General features: G+C 48.6%; 11 protein-coding genes. 8 read left to right on the top strand and 3 right to left on the bottom strand.

Features of this window, described 5'->3' with window-relative positions:
• Nucleotides 1–85: 85 nt before the first annotated feature.
• Nucleotides 86–1186 (bottom strand): threonine aldolase family protein, encoded by a 1101-nt coding sequence (locus tag AC27N8_RS11110; protein WP_487066893.1) that lies wholly within the window; start codon nt 1184–1186, stop codon nt 86–88.
• Nucleotides 1187–1529: 343 nt separating this feature from the next.
• Here AC27N8_RS11110 and AC27N8_RS11105 point away from each other — a divergent pair, with 343 nt between their 5' ends.
• The 3 genes from AC27N8_RS11105 (at nt 1530) to AC27N8_RS11095 (ending at nt 6405) form a co-directional block, all read left to right on the top strand.
• On the top strand, nt 1530–3044 hold the full coding sequence (locus tag AC27N8_RS11105; RefSeq protein ID WP_487066891.1) for an MFS transporter: 1515 nt from the start codon (nt 1530–1532) through the stop codon (nt 3042–3044).
• A 169-nt stretch (nt 3045–3213) separates the two neighbouring features.
• Nucleotides 3214–5124, top strand: coding sequence for a serine hydrolase (locus AC27N8_RS11100; protein WP_487066889.1), 1911 nt, complete (start codon nt 3214–3216; stop codon nt 5122–5124).
• 177 nt (nt 5125–5301) lie between these two features.
• The gene (locus AC27N8_RS11095; RefSeq protein ID WP_487066887.1) at nt 5302–6405 is read left to right on the top strand and encodes a glycosyltransferase family 4 protein; all 1104 of its coding nucleotides are present in this window, start codon (nt 5302–5304) and stop codon (nt 6403–6405) included.
• A gap of 10 nt (nt 6406–6415) precedes the next feature.
• Here the strand turns inward: AC27N8_RS11095 and AC27N8_RS11090 are convergent, their stop codons facing one another.
• Nucleotides 6416–6703: a hypothetical protein gene (locus tag AC27N8_RS11090; protein WP_487066885.1), complete on the bottom strand. Its 288-nt coding sequence runs from the start codon at nt 6701–6703 to the stop codon at nt 6416–6418.
• Between the two features lie 212 nt (nt 6704–6915).
• The gene (locus AC27N8_RS11085) at nt 6916–7248 is read right to left on the bottom strand and encodes a hypothetical protein (protein WP_487066883.1); all 333 of its coding nucleotides are present in this window, start codon (nt 7246–7248) and stop codon (nt 6916–6918) included.
• A 601-nt stretch (nt 7249–7849) separates the two neighbouring features.
• Between AC27N8_RS11085 and AC27N8_RS11080 the strand changes: the two genes are divergently transcribed.
• The 5 genes from AC27N8_RS11080 (at nt 7850) to AC27N8_RS11060 (ending at nt 16899) form a co-directional block, all read left to right on the top strand.
• Nucleotides 7850–9160 (top strand): serine/threonine-protein kinase, encoded by a 1311-nt coding sequence (locus AC27N8_RS11080; RefSeq protein ID WP_487066881.1) that lies wholly within the window; start codon nt 7850–7852, stop codon nt 9158–9160.
• A 55-nt stretch (nt 9161–9215) separates the two neighbouring features.
• Nucleotides 9216–10370 (top strand): hypothetical protein, encoded by a 1155-nt coding sequence (locus AC27N8_RS11075; protein WP_487066879.1) that lies wholly within the window; start codon nt 9216–9218, stop codon nt 10368–10370.
• A gap of 14 nt (nt 10371–10384) precedes the next feature.
• Nucleotides 10385–11194, top strand: a complete 810-nt coding sequence (locus AC27N8_RS11070) for a hypothetical protein (RefSeq protein ID WP_487066877.1) — start codon at nt 10385–10387, stop codon at nt 11192–11194.
• Nucleotides 11195–11226: 32 nt separating this feature from the next.
• Nucleotides 11227–13851 carry a protein kinase domain-containing protein gene (locus AC27N8_RS11065; RefSeq protein ID WP_487066875.1) on the top strand — a complete coding sequence of 875 codons (2625 nt, stop codon included), beginning with the start codon at nt 11227–11229 and terminating at the stop codon, nt 13849–13851.
• 300 nt (nt 13852–14151) lie between these two features.
• Nucleotides 14152–16899, top strand: coding sequence for a protein kinase domain-containing protein (locus tag AC27N8_RS11060; RefSeq protein WP_487066873.1), 2748 nt, complete (start codon nt 14152–14154; stop codon nt 16897–16899).
• The last annotated feature ends 153 nt before the right edge of the window (nt 16900–17052 follow it).

The following is a 17052-nucleotide window of genomic DNA, read 5'->3' as shown; positions in this document are numbered from 1 at the left end:
ATCGAGTATAGACAACCTCAGATGATATGTCTAATACCTATCTATTTTCAATCTGATACCCAGCAAGCATCAACTTCGGCCAGGACTAAGCCTTCTGCTCAGCTCGTTTGAAGATTTCTTGAAAGAGCTCGACGATTGTTTCTTCGCTGAGATCAAGTGCGGCATCGCCTACTGTGAGTTCCGTAACCTGATAAGCAGGCAGTTGCGATGGAGCAAGCCATCCAATCAGCCAGACTGCAGTTTCAGCGGAGACATCCAGGGCAGCCTCCATTAAAGATGTCGCATCGCCGCGCAGAAACACATGCATCATATTTGTCTGAGGTACAGCAGGCTTGATCTCGATCTGCGGGATGATTGAGAGTGCAGCAGCGATATCCCTGGCCTTCTGGCAATAGGCATCCATACGATCCAGACGCTCAGCCAGACATTTGCGCGCTGACACAACGTATGGATACAGTTTAATCAGATTGCCTCCCTGACGACGCTGCCAGATACGCGCTTCCGCAATCACATCAGCAGGGCCAGCCAGTGCAGCTCCGGCGATGCCTCCCAGGCTCTTATAAAATGAGACGTAGACAGTATCAAACAGAGAAGCGATCTCGCTATAGTCGCGCTGATAATAAGGCTTACATTCCCAGAGGCGTGCACCATCCAGATGAGTAGGAATATGCTGCTCGCGAGCCCAATCAATCATCGCGGTCAACTCATCCCAGGCAGGAAGCTCTCCACCAATTTCACGCTGAGGCAGTTCGAGCAGCAGAGCACCCAGCGGCTCCGCCACAGCCTGGAGTTGAGCCAGGGTCATGAGTTGATGAGGAGAGCCTATCGAGACGCTCTGCAAGTTATGTAGACGCTGAGCCGCCTGAAACTCATGGATCTCTAAATGGGAGGTCGGATGATAACCCACACGCGGCACATGACGCCGATCGGTCCAGATACGCAAAGCTATCTGCTGACACATCGTACCACTCGGCATAAAGACAGCCGCCTCCTTGCCCAACAGGTGAGCAATATCAGCCTCAAAGCTAGAGATCAACTCACCGTTACCATACATATCGGGTAGCTCATCCGGCAGCATGTTCTCAGATAGCTCAAGCAGAACCTGCTGCGGGCTCTGAGGATAGTGCCCTGTCAGGAAACGCGTGCAAGCCTTAAAAATATCCTGCTTATTAGAAAGATTAGTCATGTCAAGATCCTTGTGTGGATATCTAGACGCTCCGAAGCGCCAGAGAACAACGTTTATTCAAGATAAAGCATACAGTTTCAGCACGAACAATTTGTATCAATTTCATCTCAGCAGAGTGTATATACAGTAAGTGTACCCGCTAAAACCATAGCAGAAGTCATTGTATAGATAGATCCCAGCGCCTCCGTACTATGAGACGGGTTCACAAGCTATCCTCCTAACTAAAGGCTATACGAAGAATAGCAGCAATTGCGCAGTGGGTCGCCCGACACAACGTTATGTTCAGTATATAATAAGTATATTGCCAGACATACATTTATCAATCAGAAACCGGACAATAGGGATGAAACAGCAAGAACACAATACCCAGGAAACAGCAAACAACCAGTCACCAGTTTCCGCCAACGCGACACAGATCCAGGCCAGCACCACGGGAAGCGCCAATAAATGGGCCATTCTGGCTGTAGCAGCGATTGGCACCTTTATGGCAACGCTGGACTCATCGATAGTCAATATCAGCCTACCAACGATTGCCCATAATTTTAACGTACCACTCAATGGCGAAATTGAGTGGGTTGTGATTGCTTATCTGGTGGCAACAGCCGCTATTATGTTGACTGCCGGGCGTCTGGCCGATATGATCGGGCGCAAGATCGTCTGGATTATTGGTCTGATCATATTTACCATTAGTTCAGCTTGCTGTGGATTATCTCCGACACTGATTTTCTTGATTGTCGCCCGTGCCATCCAGGGGCTTGGGGGCGCTCTGATCATGGCGGTCGGCCCGGCGATGATCACAGGAGCCTTTATGCCACAGGAGCGAGGAAAGGCACTGGGACTCAATGCTATCGTGGTTTCACTTGGTATCAGTGTGGGACCCGTGCTTGGAGGCTTCTTAACCGGCGCTCTCTCCTGGCGCTGGATATTTTATGTCAATATCCCGGTTGGGATTATCGGTTTCATTGCAACTCTGATTGTGCTCAAAGGAAGATCTGAACGTAAAGCCACCAAATTTGATCCACTGGGTGCACTTCTACTTGCAGTTGGTCTGGCCTGTATTACGGCGGCACTTTCGTTTGGACAAGAATTTGGTTGGACTTCGCCAATTATCCTTAGCTTACTGATCATAGGAGTTATTGCACTTATTGCTTTACCATTCATCGAGATGCACGTATCCACGCCTGTCATCGTCCTCTCGCTCCTCAAAAACCGCGTCTTCACCTCCGCCACGCTCAGTCTGTTGCTAGGGACGCTGGCACTCTTTGCTGTCAGTTTTATGATGCCTTTCTATCTGGAAGATCTCAAAGGCTTTCCGACCCAGCTCTCGGGACTCCTCCTCACACCGATGCCGCTCGCGATTGCTTGCATTGCTCCTTTCAGTGGCACGCTGGCCGATCGCATCGGGACGCGCTGGCTCGCCGCTGGAGGACTGGCCATCGCTTGCCTTGGTCTGGTCTTGATCAGCTTCCTCAACGAACACAGCAGTATCTTCGACATCTGCTGGCGGCTCTTCCTCACAGGTGCGGGACAAGCTATCTTCCAATCGCCAAACAACAGTGCCCTGCTTGGAGCAGCTCCCAGACAGCATCAAGGCAGCGCCTCTGGCTTTCTCGCAACCTCACGTGTCGTAGGGCAAAGTATCAGTATTGCACTGGCGGGCGCGGTTTTCGCTGGATTGGGTGGCGCTGCTGCCGGAGCTATTTTAGCTGCGAATACCACATCAGTGCATACAGCAGAACTACAACAGACATTCGATCAGAGCTTCCATGCTGCATTTATTGTCTGCGCCGGAGTAGCCGCAATCGGTATTCTGACCTCTCTGGTACGAGGAAATGAGCAACGCCAGGGCAACGTATAACCTGCCATCTAAATATGTAGCCAGATATAACGCCATCCCACCTTCAAGTTAAATCGATATCATTCGATATATAAATACAGACGAACTATCCCTCATGTGAAAAAGAAAAATAGCTACGGTAGCGCTAGAAACACGAGAAAGCAAGGTGGGCGTGGAGGGCAATGCAGTAATGCAGCATATATCCAGTATGAGGAGGCAGATACTAAAGCGTTTGCTTCCTAAACAGCGATTGACCAATATCGTATCAATCATCATCATTATTCATCTTGGGCTTATCGGGAGCGCCACACTCTTCATCATCCTGCGTGCTCACCATACAGCTCCACAGCGAGCCCTCGCCACGCTGATTACCAATGAAGCCAGGCAATGGAGCACAGATACACAGACAATGAGGCCGACACAGCCCTTTGCGCCTTCAAGCACAAAAAGGATACAGATTGCGCCTTTCTTTAGCCACTATTATCAGCTCCACGGAGCAGAGAACTGCCTGGGAAGAGCCATCACCAGCGCCATTCCCACCAGACAGGGCTGGCTACAATTTTTTCAATTCAGCGCCTTACTCCTGAGACCAACTCAACCATTACTGCTACCAACGCCACAGGATATCACATTCGCATTAGTCGATCATGGCTCAAAAGATACACACACCAAGATTATTAATTTACCGCTTATCCAGGCATTACTTATTGCTGGCGCACAGATTCCCATTGGAGGGCTGAGAAGTAATCTCACTTACGTTGATCTGCGCAAAGCAACAGCTCCTGAACTGATGAGATCAGCTCCCTCCCCAGAAAGCAACCCGACGCTTCAAGCAGGCATTTTTATTCAGGGAGGCACGAGAGGCGGCAGAGCAGTAGGACATGTTATTACGTCAGCATTCTGGCATTATATGCTCAACAAGTACAACGCACCCGATGGCTGGCAAATAAATTTCGGCGCTCCATTAACGGAGGCTCTCACATTTACACTCTGGCAAAAAAAAGTCATTCATCACATGCAACTACAAGTTTTTGCCCGGGGAGTGCTACTACTTGACCAGGATAGCTCCAGGCGGGCACATCGGCCAATCATTCAGCGGCTCGCCACCGGCCCAGACTATCTATGGATCATGGGGCCGCCGACGATAGCAACTTCCATCCAACCCACCATCTGGACGTCCCTCTCAACGATGCTCTTCGCTACCCCGGCTGCACGTAGACCGCTGGCACATGTTGGGAGGAATTTTGCGCTGACACTGCTCGGGGCAACTCTCTGGGCAAGAAGTCGACTCTGGTATCAAGTCCAATGGGCCTTGCCCAGAGGCCGAAGAAACGGTTGGGTGTTAGCAGACACAATGAGTATCTTTCCGCACTATCATCAGGCCGCCTGGTCATCATTTGACGTGCTTTCGCCAGCGCTTGCACGCTATCTGGCACAGCAAGGCGATAATGTGAGTACACTTCTCTATGATGTTACCCGGCAGCGCTACTATAACTATCAAAGTAGTAACCTGCTTATTGCTGCCAGTTCTATCAAAGTGCCAATCATGTTAACTTTTCTTGATATGATTGAGCGACAGCGACGTACTATCAGTAGTAATGAATTGACGTTGCTCACAACGATGATTGAGAATTCTAATAATGACGCTGCTTCGATCCTCTACTATAATAAGATCGGAAGCGCCAAAGGCATCTCAGCATTTATGCAGCGCATCGGAGTAAGTAGTATCCAACCGGACGCCTCAGCCTGGGGATATAGCCTGATCAATCCACAAGCGATGGTCAGCCTCCTCACCAGGCTGCATGCCGGATCAATCTTGAGCACCGATCATCGCCAACTTGCGCTTAATCTGATGCAGCACGTTGAAGCCGATCAAAGAATAGGCATTGGCGATACTGCACCTGGTTCAGCGTATGTAGCGATGAAGAATGGTTGGGTGGTTGGTCCAAATAATCTCTGGGTCATGAACACCTCTGGCATCGTGACATTCAAAAAAGAGACCTATATTCTCTCTGTTTACACACAAAATCAACCAACGTTGCTGGCTGCGCAGACCATTGTGAACAAGGTCTGTGCCAGTATTGTTCCGTTAATCATCTAAAAAGATCAGATCGAGGGCTCCATAGACCTTTCTGGCTTATGGAATAGAAGCTATTTCACAATTGTTCACTCGTAAGTACGATAAGAACAACGCATAATCGATAGTTGTATCACTTTTACGTCTAAAAATAGAAACGCACATGTTAAGGAGCCCTCCAGTTATCAGGAGCTATTTATTTTGAAAATCGCACTTCTCTCCCCCTTCATCCATCCTATTGCGGAACCTTTTGCAGGAGGAACCGAAGCATTTATTTTCCATTTCTCCCGAGCCCTCTTGCAAAAAGGGGTCGAAGTAGTCTGCTATGCCTGCGAGGGGTCATATATTCCCGGAGTCGAGATCCGTACTTTTGCGGTTCCTAAAGATGCGCTCTCCTACCCCCACGCCTCCAGAGAGATGGCTGGCGATGATATACTGGTCATTCGTGCGTATGAAGATGCTATCATGCATCTGGCAATTGAAGATGCACGTACTGATCCATCGATCGACATCTTACACAATCACTCATTCTCGGCCATTCCATTTTTTCTCTCGCACCTGATTGAGATGCCCATCATGCATACGCTGCATCTGCCACCGATGCTCCCAAATATGACCCATGCCCTGAGTTTTTGTAAAAGCCGCAACATAGTACTGCCAATTGTCGCCATTTCTCAGCAGCAGGCTCGGCTCTGGCAACCGTATTATCCAGTCAGCACCGTCATTGCCAACGGCATCGACGTAGAAACACTCCCCTTCAGCCCAACCCACAATGACACACTCGCCTTCGTAGGACGCATTGATCCAGATAAGGGATTAGAGGATGCGATTGCGGTTGCCTCACTATTAGGGAAGCGGTTAGCCATTTATGGGGAGCCACAGCCTTATAACTACAGCTATTTTGAGACATCGATTCAACCACTTTTGAAAAAGCATCCCAATGTCATCTATCATGGCCTGGTCACCCAGCAAACCCTCTTTCAAGCCATCTCGCAGGCGCAGGCGCTGATCTTTCCAATCAAGTGGGATGAGCCATTTGGCAACGTGATTATCGAATCAATGGCGGTGGGGACACCTGTCGTGATGTATAATCGTGGCTCCGCCTCGGAGTTGATCACCGATGGCCTCAATGGAGCCATTGTGCCACCCGATGATATCGCAGGTCTGGCTAAAGCGATAGAGCAGGTAGCAACTATCGATCGTTCTGCGTGTTCGTTATCCGCACGAACGCACTTTAACATGGCTACCTGCGCCGAAAACTACCTCGCATTTATTCAGACCATCAATCAGATTTTGATCTCCTGAGTAACGCTGATTACTCCTCAGAGCGTCGGCCAGAGAGAAACTGATCAAGTGCTCCATGGACAAAGACATGCACATACATCATAGTAACTTGCACGCGCAGAGCAGGAGTCAAGGCATGCTCTACTTGCAAGCGCCGTACAGCACTTTCGGCCAGGGGATAGGCATACGCTTTCAAGTCAGAAAAGACACTACCATCAGGGGTATAGGTAAAGACAAAGTCGCCATGCTCAATCGCAGATCGTCCAGCCAACCATGCCTCCCTGCCGATTGGAGCCCAGATAGAAAGTGAAAGTTTCATAAATACCTCTCTTTTGCCAACGCATGCAGATATATTTATATAATGAGGTCCATTTTACACTACCACAAATACCGAGACAAGGCCGTCCCATAGGCAACATTGATAGAAAATTGCAAGGGATGATAAGAAAGAAAAATTGAGCTGCGGCGATCAATGTTTTTCACCGATGAAAAACCCTGCTGATTGGCCCCAAGGCACATTGCGTGGCACCATTAAATATCAGGAATAGCTACTGGCAGTAGGACATATCCATAGCCCAGGATGCAATAGATATAGATACCTGACCCACGCAGTTTCCCACGTATCCGGTCAACATGTTTATCCATCATCAAGCGCACTTTTGCATCTACATCGCACCGGTAGACATCCATAGCCAGATCAGTATAAGTGACAGGGGTCCCAGCCAACAAAGGTGAAAAAAACTGATATTCGGTCCGCGTGAGTTCGATCAATCGGTTCTGGATACGTATCATGCGGCGCTGAGGAATCAATCGAATATCATCAATATCAACGGCAGAGACAAACGACGTTGCCAAACTATTCATAAGCGATGAGATCCTTCCAGAGTTAAAGCTCCTTCTAGCACAAAAACCACTTTCTCATACATGCATTTCATCTCCACACAAATATTGTATAGAGAAATTCTTCATGAATCAACGGCATTTTTTTCAGAAAAGATAGCCATGAACCGTCGACTCTCTACAATCCACAAAAATTCATAATTAATAGCTGCACCTTTCGGTAAACATATGTTACAGTATTTAAACAGTTATTTCAAATATACCATCGCGGAGACGGAATTTATTCCTAGCCCATATGATTAGAAAGGTTGTTTAAATAGACTCAATCGTTATACAATTTCTCCAGGTAAAAAAAACTGCTATACATATACTGCTTGCTACAAAAATACTTTTAAAAACTAGTGTCTATGATTCATAGAGAAAAGTTTCATTACAATGGAGTAGCCAAGCACTCCAATAGGGAGTAAGCCAGGGCTTTTCTGTGAAAAGAGGAGGTAAATTCTAAAAGAAAAGTGTGCATTTTGTCCCTACCTTCCTCTATCAGATTACCAGGGCTCGTTTTATACTATAGGGAGGGGACTTCTGGCAAAAGCAGGCCCAGGCAAGAGAAAGGACAATATCGGCCTTGATAGACAAAGCAATTGATTTACAAAAGGGTTTGATGATTCGTGGCTACAGCTTAACAGAATTTCTTGGCTATGAAATGGCTACGCTCGTCTATCATGCTCAAACGGAAGAGCTCTGGCTTCCACCAGAGATTACTATCCGGCTTTTCCATCTTCCCGATACGTTTTCAGCTCAGGAGAAGGCCCGTTTCATGAGCAATTTTATCGATGAAGCTCAACGTATGATTCTGCTCCGTCATAAAGCGCTTTTCCCTCTCTTTGGTTACGGAGAGCTGGATGATAGCGCTTATCTGCTCACGCCTTCTATTCCCGGAGAGACATTGGCGATGCGCATGAAAAGGAGAGATCCCTGGAGCCCACAGGAGGCACTGGAGTTACTTGTGCCGCTCGCCGATGCCATCGATACGCTTCATCATCACGGCCTGATCCATCAATTTCTCAACCCTGCTCAGATTCTCATCACACACGAGCAGGTGCCACAAATCACGAGCCTACGGCTAGCGCAAATGGTCGGCATGCAGAATATACATCCATCGCCGCAACCCATCGCGCACCTACAGGCACTGGATGGCAACTACCTTGGTGAGCCAGAATATCTGGCCCCCGAAGTAGTAAAGGGCGATCAAGCCGATCAGCGCTCCGATATTTATAGCCTGGGAGTGCTTCTTTTTGAGCTCTTAAGCGGTCGAACACCCTATAGCGGCGACAACTATCTCACTACCGCCAGAAAGCATCTTTTTGAGGTACCATTGGCCATACGCGAGCTGATCCCAGATCTTCCAACGCAACTGGAGATTGTGATCAATCGCGCCATACACCCGCTTCCTCAGTACCGCTTTCAGACGGCACAGGATTTTATCACGGCCTACCAGCAGGCGTTACAAGAGCATAAGCTGCCATCCTATACATCTATGCTTGAGGCTCTGATGCTGCAAAAGCAGAGTTTGCCAGAGGTCGCTGACGTCAATTATGCACTCTCGATGTCCTACCTTACTGCCAAAGATGAAGCTCAGATTATGCTCGAAGACGATGCCCCATCTACTCCTGAAGATCAGGAAGCTGATGCCTGGTTAAACACGTCTCCGCCTCCCGTCGCCACAACGCGTACGCCGACGCCGATGAGGCAGCAAACTGATCAGATTCCCAGGCAGCGTATCGATAAAGCGACAGCGCTCAATGCAGCGCGGCGCGAGCAAACGAATGATCAACAACCAGATGCGCAGACGCCAAAGGCGCATCCAGCACGTAAACAATCTGGTGCTCCCAATAGACGAGATACCACCTCCTATGAGACATCATCGCTCTATTAAAAGCATCAAAATCGAAGCCTCACCTTCCCATGCGCATATGAGGAGATAATTATCTATGGATTCCAGTCCTATATCCCAGGGAAAAAATATACACATTCTTAGTTCCATGCGTCGCTTACCTTATTTTTTACCAGCGGCCCTAATATTCTTAACTTTACTCGTCAGTATGTTTTGTATGAGCGTTGTTGCATCCTGGTTAGAAATTTTTATTCCGCTTCTCACATGTATCATTACAGCAGTACTTATCCTATCCATAGTACGGACCTATATTGAGGATCAACAAAAAGACCAGAAAGATCTTATCGCTCAGATTTCTTCCACCTGTCAGGCGATCATAGAAGGGAAAAAAGCAGAGCCTATTCACGTCGCGCAAGACAATAAAGAAGTCATCAATCTTACTGCTATCATCAACACACTGCTAGAAAAGAATATCAAAAGCCAAAAAGAAGCCAACGCGAATAAAAAAGAACTTGCGACGCTCAATGCCCAGATCGAGCAATTTACGAAAACGATTCAACCTGTAGCTGATGGTGATTTACGGATTGCAAAAATCCCTATGCCTGGAAGATTAGAAGAGATCACCACTATCTGTACCGAGTTGGTTGAAGATACAGCGCAATTAATTATATGGGCGCAAGATATGTCCAAGCATATCATCCAGATAGCGCACCAGCTCATGACGCAATCGGTCGAAATCACACGGTCGACAGAAAAGCTTGTCGAGCAAGATAGCACGACCATCCAGGCATTGGAAAGTCTCGTCATTCTGGCGCAGCGCCTGGAGCAGACGCTCTCTACCGATCTTGAAATCTTTCAAGCGAGCTGGACATCGCTGCAACACAAACAGCAGATAGCCAACACTTATAGCAATCATATAGATGTCAGATCTTCTAATCCAGCCGCCGAAATGGATCTGTTTCCACTCGTCTTGAACGAGCCACTGGCAATATCCAAAACCACCGAGGAACAGTTCGATTCAGGCCCGCTGTTGACGAATCTATTGGAACGAGCGCATGAAATTACCGGCCTGGCAGAGCAAACGACAATCAATCATGACAGCTTTGCGCAGACCGTCTATCAGATCAATGAAGTGATTATGCAATTTTCCAGCATGGTCAACTTGATGGCAACGCTCGCTGATCGGTGGCGTCAGGCAACAGAAAATTATACACTTCCAATAGATGAAACAAACGACACATCACAATTTTAGGAAAATACATTATTATGACACAAGATACAAATAGACGGTTCTTACTTATCCCACTCATTATCATTATCGGCTGCCTGGGATCATTTCCTATTGCCCAGCATTTTCTTGTTTCAAGCAAACTACAACCGACTAAAACCGTCACAATTACATACAAAGATGGGCAATGTACCTCTAGCATACTTGCCCAGGCTGCAGCATTGCCAACGCCGGTAATACCAACACCTACTGCTACAGCCACCCCTGTTGCGTCAAAGCCGACACCAACAAAAACACCAACAAAAACACCAACACCGCAGTCCACGCCAACCATAGCAGCCTCGCCAACACCAACGTCAGTTGCGTTGCCCGATACGCTGACAACGGTTTGGAAACAGACAAACAATACGCTTCAGGATTATACCCGTGCCCAGGGCTGCGCGACAGCATTCGCCGATACGTACGAAACGTACAACTATCAGCAACTGGAAAGCATCACAGCTGCCCTGCCTATGCTTTCAGCCGACGGAAAAAAGCTCTTTGCCGAAGGATATGGGCAGAGAAAACCAGATCCACGCACAACCGAAAACTGGAAGCAACAGGTCGTCACAAATGCCGTTGTCCAAATGGCATCGGCCACGACACCGACATTAGAAACATACACCTATCAAAACAATGAGCTCTTTCTTACATTCAATGTGCAGTATCAACTGACCACATATACAAAGGGCGTCAAACAAATCACATATGCCTCCATGACAGTGCGACTCAAAAAAACCAAGCCAGATGCCACGATACAAGGTGTTGGTTGGCAGGTTTCTGACTGGCGTGAAAACCAGCAGGCATAGTCAACGAGGAAAAAGGTACAGAGGAGAAAAGGATGTCACAGCATTTTCTGCACTACACGATTACAAGTACGCTGGAAAAACGCGCAGCCAGTACAACCTATCTAGCTGTTCGCGACCTTGGACCAGCACGTACCGTCGCCTTAAAAATCTTTCAAGAATCCAGCTTCAAGGATGAATCCGAGCAACAAAAGTTCGTGCTTGAGGCTGAAAAATTCAGCCTTCTCAGCAATTCACATATCGTGCCTATGATTGAGGCAGGAGTCGAAGAGGAACAAGCATATATCGTCAGTGAATATATGCCCAATGGCTCGCTACGTGTGCGTCTGGATCGGAGTTATCCACAGCGACTTCCGCTCCAGCAAGCCTTAACTATTATCTCACAGATCGGACAAGGGCTCGCCTACCTCCATGCTCGCTACCTGGTTCATGGACAGATTAAACCTGAACATATTCTCTTTGATACCAATGGACGCGCACTCCTGTCCGATCCCTACTGCTCTACCCGTCCCGCACCCTGGGGCATAGACAACGAAAACGCCAGCGATGCGTATCGCTATCTGGCACCAGAACAATTTGAGGGTGAAAGCACTGCATTGAGCGATCAATATGCGCTCTGCTGCGTAGCCTATGAGCTCTTGACAGGACGACCACCGTTCACGCTCAGAGATCCACAAGCATTAGAAGAGCAGCAAAAATATATCATACCGGGCTCGTTCAGTAGTACGCTCCCTGATCTATCGCTCACGATCGAGCAAGCCATCCTGAAAGGACTTTCTAAAGAGCCATCACAACGTCATGCCGACATCATCACATTTTTAGCGGCATTACAGGCCAGCAAGACTTCGACGGCTCCCGACCTTCCTTTGCCGCGTTCGAAGCGCAGAAGCCAATCCTTAACTCCTTCTATCCCCATCGCGCCATCCATCCCTACCCCGCCGCCGATGCCAGCTAAAAAGCCTGCCGAACTGTCGACAAGCGCCACGCAGCCTCAGACGCCCAGCAGTGAGATAGAGGAGACAATCGATGCCTTTGAGAACAATAAAGATAGCATCTTCGCATCCCTATTCGGTATAAAAACGCCACCGAAAGAGCCAATTACACCCCTGCCTCCTACTCCAGAAGAGGATCAATATCCCGATGATCTCTTTGAGATCGCCACATCCCATCTTCAAGCGCAAGATCATCTCGACGAGATGGATGATCTGCCAACGCCACCTACGGTTCATGACGAGGATGAGGACCAGTATCTTGACGATCTCTTCGCAATGCCTACATCTCATTTCGACGAGAAGCAGGAGCAAGACGATGATCTTTTCGAGATGCCAACGTCTCATCTCAGCGAGAAGCAGAAACTGGACGATATTCTCGAGATGCCAACGTCTCATCTCAGCGAGAAGCAGAAACCGGACGATATTCTCGAGATGCCAGCAGCCACCATTCGAGCCAATGCAGTTGGGTCGTTGGATGAACTTCTGCAAGAGATGGCAATAGAAGATGAGCTACTGATGTTGGGGAAAAATGCCTATCCCGGTTCATCAGAACCATATCATGCAGGTGCGATACCACCGATGTCTACATACCCCGAGGATGAGGAAGATGAAGAAGCCACAGTACAATTCGTCTATCCTGAGGAGGATGATGTACAGCCAGCACCATACGAGCCAGAAGAACTGGTTGCCGTTGGAGCAGCTGCCGCTGCCATCCCTCTTGCCTCAACTGTGCCACTGGGACAAACACCACCTACGCCTGTGGTGAAGCGTAGCGGCGCACAATCTTCGTCAAACTTTTTCGTCACATCGCTGGATAGCCTGCGCAATGGAGATTTTGTCTCACAGAGGACAGTGCTATGGGCAGTGCTGCTCTTGATTATGATCGGCAGCCTGATGACCTATAATGCATTGGCAGCCACAACCCCACAATCATCTTCGCTTGCACTATTCGCTACGGATACCACTCCTACACCCAAGGCGGTGCTCGATCAGTTGGGATTTTTGCCTACAGCCACTGCGACCAGCAAGCCTACGGCCATACCCACTGCCACTGCCACACCGAAGCCCAAGCCTACAGCAAAGCCAACCAAAAAGGCCACACCGAAGCCCAAGCCTACGCCCACAGCGACAGCTACAGCCGTACCGGTATACGTTCCACCGGTTATTATACCGACGCCTACGCCAAAGCCTACGCCAAAGCCTACGCCAAAGCCTACACCAAAGCCGTCTCTTATCTATTCAAATACTGTCTCGACGCAATCGACGACAACAAATGTCACAGTGATGGCATTTATTCCAAATTTAACTGTTACCAATACCAGAATTGAGGCGGATATCGTCACTCAGGGCAATGGAGGAGGCATCGTTTTCCGCAACAATGGCACAAGTTCCTACCGCCTGCGCATTAGCACCAATGGTACTTACGATCTGGTAACACCGGCAAAGGCATTGGCAAGTGGCTCCACTTCAGCCATCAAACAAGGCAATAGTGTTTCTAACCATGTCACTATCATAGCCAAAGGAAGCCAGATCACTGTCTGGGTCAACTCAACCATGATTATCAACTTACAGGACAGCAGCTCGAGCTCCGGTAGCGTAGGTATCATGGCCAACGATTTCGGCACAGCTACCACGACCACCTGTGTGCTCAACGTCTATACAGCTTAAGGAGAAAACAGCACAAGAGGAGGCTGAAATATCAGCCTCCTTACCTTACTATCAGGGAAGTCAGAGACCTGAGCAAGCAAGTTCAATACAGCTCATGATCAAATAAAAATTTTCGCATCCAGGCATAAACCTATCGTAACAAAAGAGCAGCCCAATCACTATTTGAAGCAATCCATAGATCCTAATTAATATGCAATTATATTTATCCTGATACTCATACATGGCTGCTATAACAATTGATACATGTGAATAACAGACAATAATTTGTAGCTCAGTACTCATCAAATGAAGGAAATCAGAATGTCGCAGCATTTTCTGCACTATACACTTACAAGCACGTTGGAACGACGTACAACTGGCACAACGTATCTGGCCATCCAGGACGAGCAGCCGGCTCGTACTGTCGTCTTAAAAATATTTCACAAACCGACCTTTAGCAGCGCATCTGAGCAGAAAACATTCATGGAGCAGGCAGAAAAGCTCATCCAACTCACCCACCCACACCTTGTCCCAATGCTTGAAGCAGGTATCCATGAGGAACAGGCCTACGTTGTTAGCGCCTACCTACCAAATGGCTCGTTGCGTATTCGTCTGGATAGAAACTATCCACAGCGACTTCCTCCTCAACAAGCCTTCGCGATCATCACACAGATCGGACAAGGGCTATCCTCTCTGCACGCCCACCGGCTCACACATGGGCAGGTTACTCCTGAACATATTCTCTTCGACGCCAGTGGACAAGCACTTCTATCTGATCTCACCAGCGCCACAAGACTGGCTCCGTGGGATGCCGACAACGAACATATAAGCGATACATTTCGCTATCTAGCCCCAGAGCAATTTGGTAATGAGCAGAGCGCATTGAGCGACCAATACGCACTCTCCTGCATTGCCTATGAACTACTCGCAGGGCGCCCACCATTTACACTTCGAGATCCTCAACAACTGGAAGAACAGCATAAGTACGCAGAACCCACACCTCCGCGTAAGATTATGTCATATCTCTCGCCAACCATTGAGCACGCGCTTTTAAGAGGTCTGGCCAAGGATCCAGCCAATCGTCATGCAGATATCTCTACCTTTCTGATGGCACTCCAGCAGGTACAACCAACGCTAACCGGAGCTGACCTTCCCTTGCCACGCTCAAAGCGCAGAACAACATCCTTAACGCCACCAGGCCCTCCATCACGTCCTGGCAGCACTCAGCCGGAGCAAGCAGTCCCCACACCAGCGATGCCACCTATAATCGCACCGCAATCATCTACCCAGCCAATACAGGCCGCACAAGCAAGTGCGCCGGTAGAGCTACCGGACAATCTTTTACCAGCAGAAAATCCACCCCTGGACGAGGCAAAAGAGGAGGAAGAAGAGGCCATCGGTCCTGGTATCCCAGAGCTTGGCATCAATGCCCTTTTCGCCCCACTTTTTAATACAAAGATACCCAGGGTTGAAGCTGCACAACCACCATCATCGCTGCGCGAAAATATCAGGGCCGCATCGCTCCCTACGGCACCAATTTTACACGACGAACCTTCACAAGCAGCACCTATCCTTGATGATCAGCCATTGCCAGCAATGGCCATCAACGAGAAGCCTGCGCAAGAGGCTATTTTTGCTGACGAACCTTTGCCCACTGTGACGCCGAATGAAGCGCCTCTATTTAAGATCGAGGAGCATATCACTACTTCAGAAAGAGGATTAGAAGAGGAGGAAGCACTTCCTCCTGCGTTAGCGACTCCTGATGCTTTAGACGATTTTGCTCTATTCAACCCGATCAGACTGGAACAGGACGATACCGTTGAAATTTTCGCTACAGATCAAGATGATATGGTTGAAATTTTTGACAAAGAACCAGAAAATAGCTCTCTCGATGAGCTCCTACAAACAATGGCACTCGAAGAGGAGCTGATTGTAGCGGATATACATACCAGACCAACGCCAGCTCTGGAACAACAGCAACTGGATAACCAGACGCATGTTGCTGATCTTCCTACAACAGCGTTGGAAGCTGTCGCTCAACCTGATATCTCTACGCCAGAAGCTGTCTCTCAACCTGATGGAGACGACAAAGACACATTACTCATACAATCAGACCATAAAGTATCCGGTACCACATCACTATTCACACTCTTATCTGCAAAACAGGTCCAGGAGAAACCCATCGCGGCACAGCCTGCCATTCTGGCGCGTCAAGCCCCACAAAAACGCGAGCTGGCCATCGTGATGTGGTCCCTGATACTCCTCGTAATGCTTGGCAGTCTGTGGACCTATAGTGCACTGGCTGCGACAACACCGACGCCATCGACCCTGACGCTGCTTTCAAATCTCTCTTACCCAACGCCGAAGGCTACGATTGACACGCTGGGAATCTTGTCTACCGAGGGCAACGACGGATCTATAGCACTCGTCATACCAACCGCGACCTCAGATCCGGTCTCAGTTCCAACCAAGAACCACCCAACGCCCAAACCAACATCCAAACCAACTGAAAAAGCAAAGCCCACTACTCCATCTATAGCAATTGCCATACCAACGCCCAGGCCAACCAGAGCAGCAATTGTCCCAACCGCTACGCCCAAACCGGCGGCGACAACGACTCCGCCCAAGCCGACGGCCACGCCACAGCCCACAATGCCAAAGGGGGGACAAATCATCTGGTTACGCTCTATTGTCAATAACATGTATGTACGAGCCGCAACTGAGCAGTCAGGTTCTCCGCTGCAAGTCACAGCCACGCAGGTTCAAACACAAGAGGAGTTTAGAATCATCAACAATGGAGACGGCACAGTGGACTTCCAGGCTGTCGTCAATGGGAAATACGTCAGTGCCAAAGGTGACCAGACAAATACACCGCTACTGGCAACCGTCACTGAGATGAATGGCTGGGAGATATTCAATTGGATCAATCTTGGAGGTGGAAAGGTCGCGCTGAAAGCCCGCGAAGGGTATTATGTCAGCGCTGCTCTCACAACCAAAAATTCGCCTCTGGAGGGTGTGGCTTCAAATATAAGTACCTGGGAAACCTTTACCTGGGGAACTGTTAATTAATGAGACAGCAAGGCTGTTCAAGCAACATAAAAAAAGAAAGAGCAAGAGCATGTTACCAACATAACATGCATTGCTCTTTCCCCAAGAACTATTTGCGAAACACACACATCTTCAACGATGTGTCGAGCCAAATTTATCGCATCAATATATCAG

This window comes from Dictyobacter sp. Z7_2 (assembly GCF_057551105.1).
Note: the sequence above shows the minus strand (reverse complement) of the source record. Positions and strands in the feature narration are given on the sequence as shown.

What these genes read in the sequence shown, in the direction of transcription:
- AC27N8_RS11075 (WP_487066879.1), top strand. Translation starts at nt 9,216, where the DNA reads ATGGATTCCAGTCCTATATCCCAGGGAAAAAATATACACATTCTTAGT.
- AC27N8_RS11065 (WP_487066875.1), top strand. Translation starts at nt 11,227, where the DNA reads ATGTCACAGCATTTTCTGCACTACACGATTACAAGTACGCTGGAAAAA.
- AC27N8_RS11100 (WP_487066889.1), top strand. Translation starts at nt 3,214, where the DNA reads ATGCAGCATATATCCAGTATGAGGAGGCAGATACTAAAGCGTTTGCTT.
- AC27N8_RS11110 (WP_487066893.1), bottom strand. Translation starts at nt 1,186, where the DNA reads ATGACTAATCTTTCTAATAAGCAGGATATTTTTAAGGCTTGCACGCGT.
- AC27N8_RS11085 (WP_487066883.1), bottom strand. Translation starts at nt 7,248, where the DNA reads ATGAATAGTTTGGCAACGTCGTTTGTCTCTGCCGTTGATATTGATGAT.
- AC27N8_RS11060 (WP_487066873.1), top strand. Translation starts at nt 14,152, where the DNA reads ATGTCGCAGCATTTTCTGCACTATACACTTACAAGCACGTTGGAACGA.
- AC27N8_RS11105 (WP_487066891.1), top strand. Translation starts at nt 1,530, where the DNA reads ATGAAACAGCAAGAACACAATACCCAGGAAACAGCAAACAACCAGTCA.
- AC27N8_RS11070 (WP_487066877.1), top strand. Translation starts at nt 10,385, where the DNA reads ATGACACAAGATACAAATAGACGGTTCTTACTTATCCCACTCATTATC.
- AC27N8_RS11090 (WP_487066885.1), bottom strand. Translation starts at nt 6,703, where the DNA reads ATGAAACTTTCACTTTCTATCTGGGCTCCAATCGGCAGGGAGGCATGG.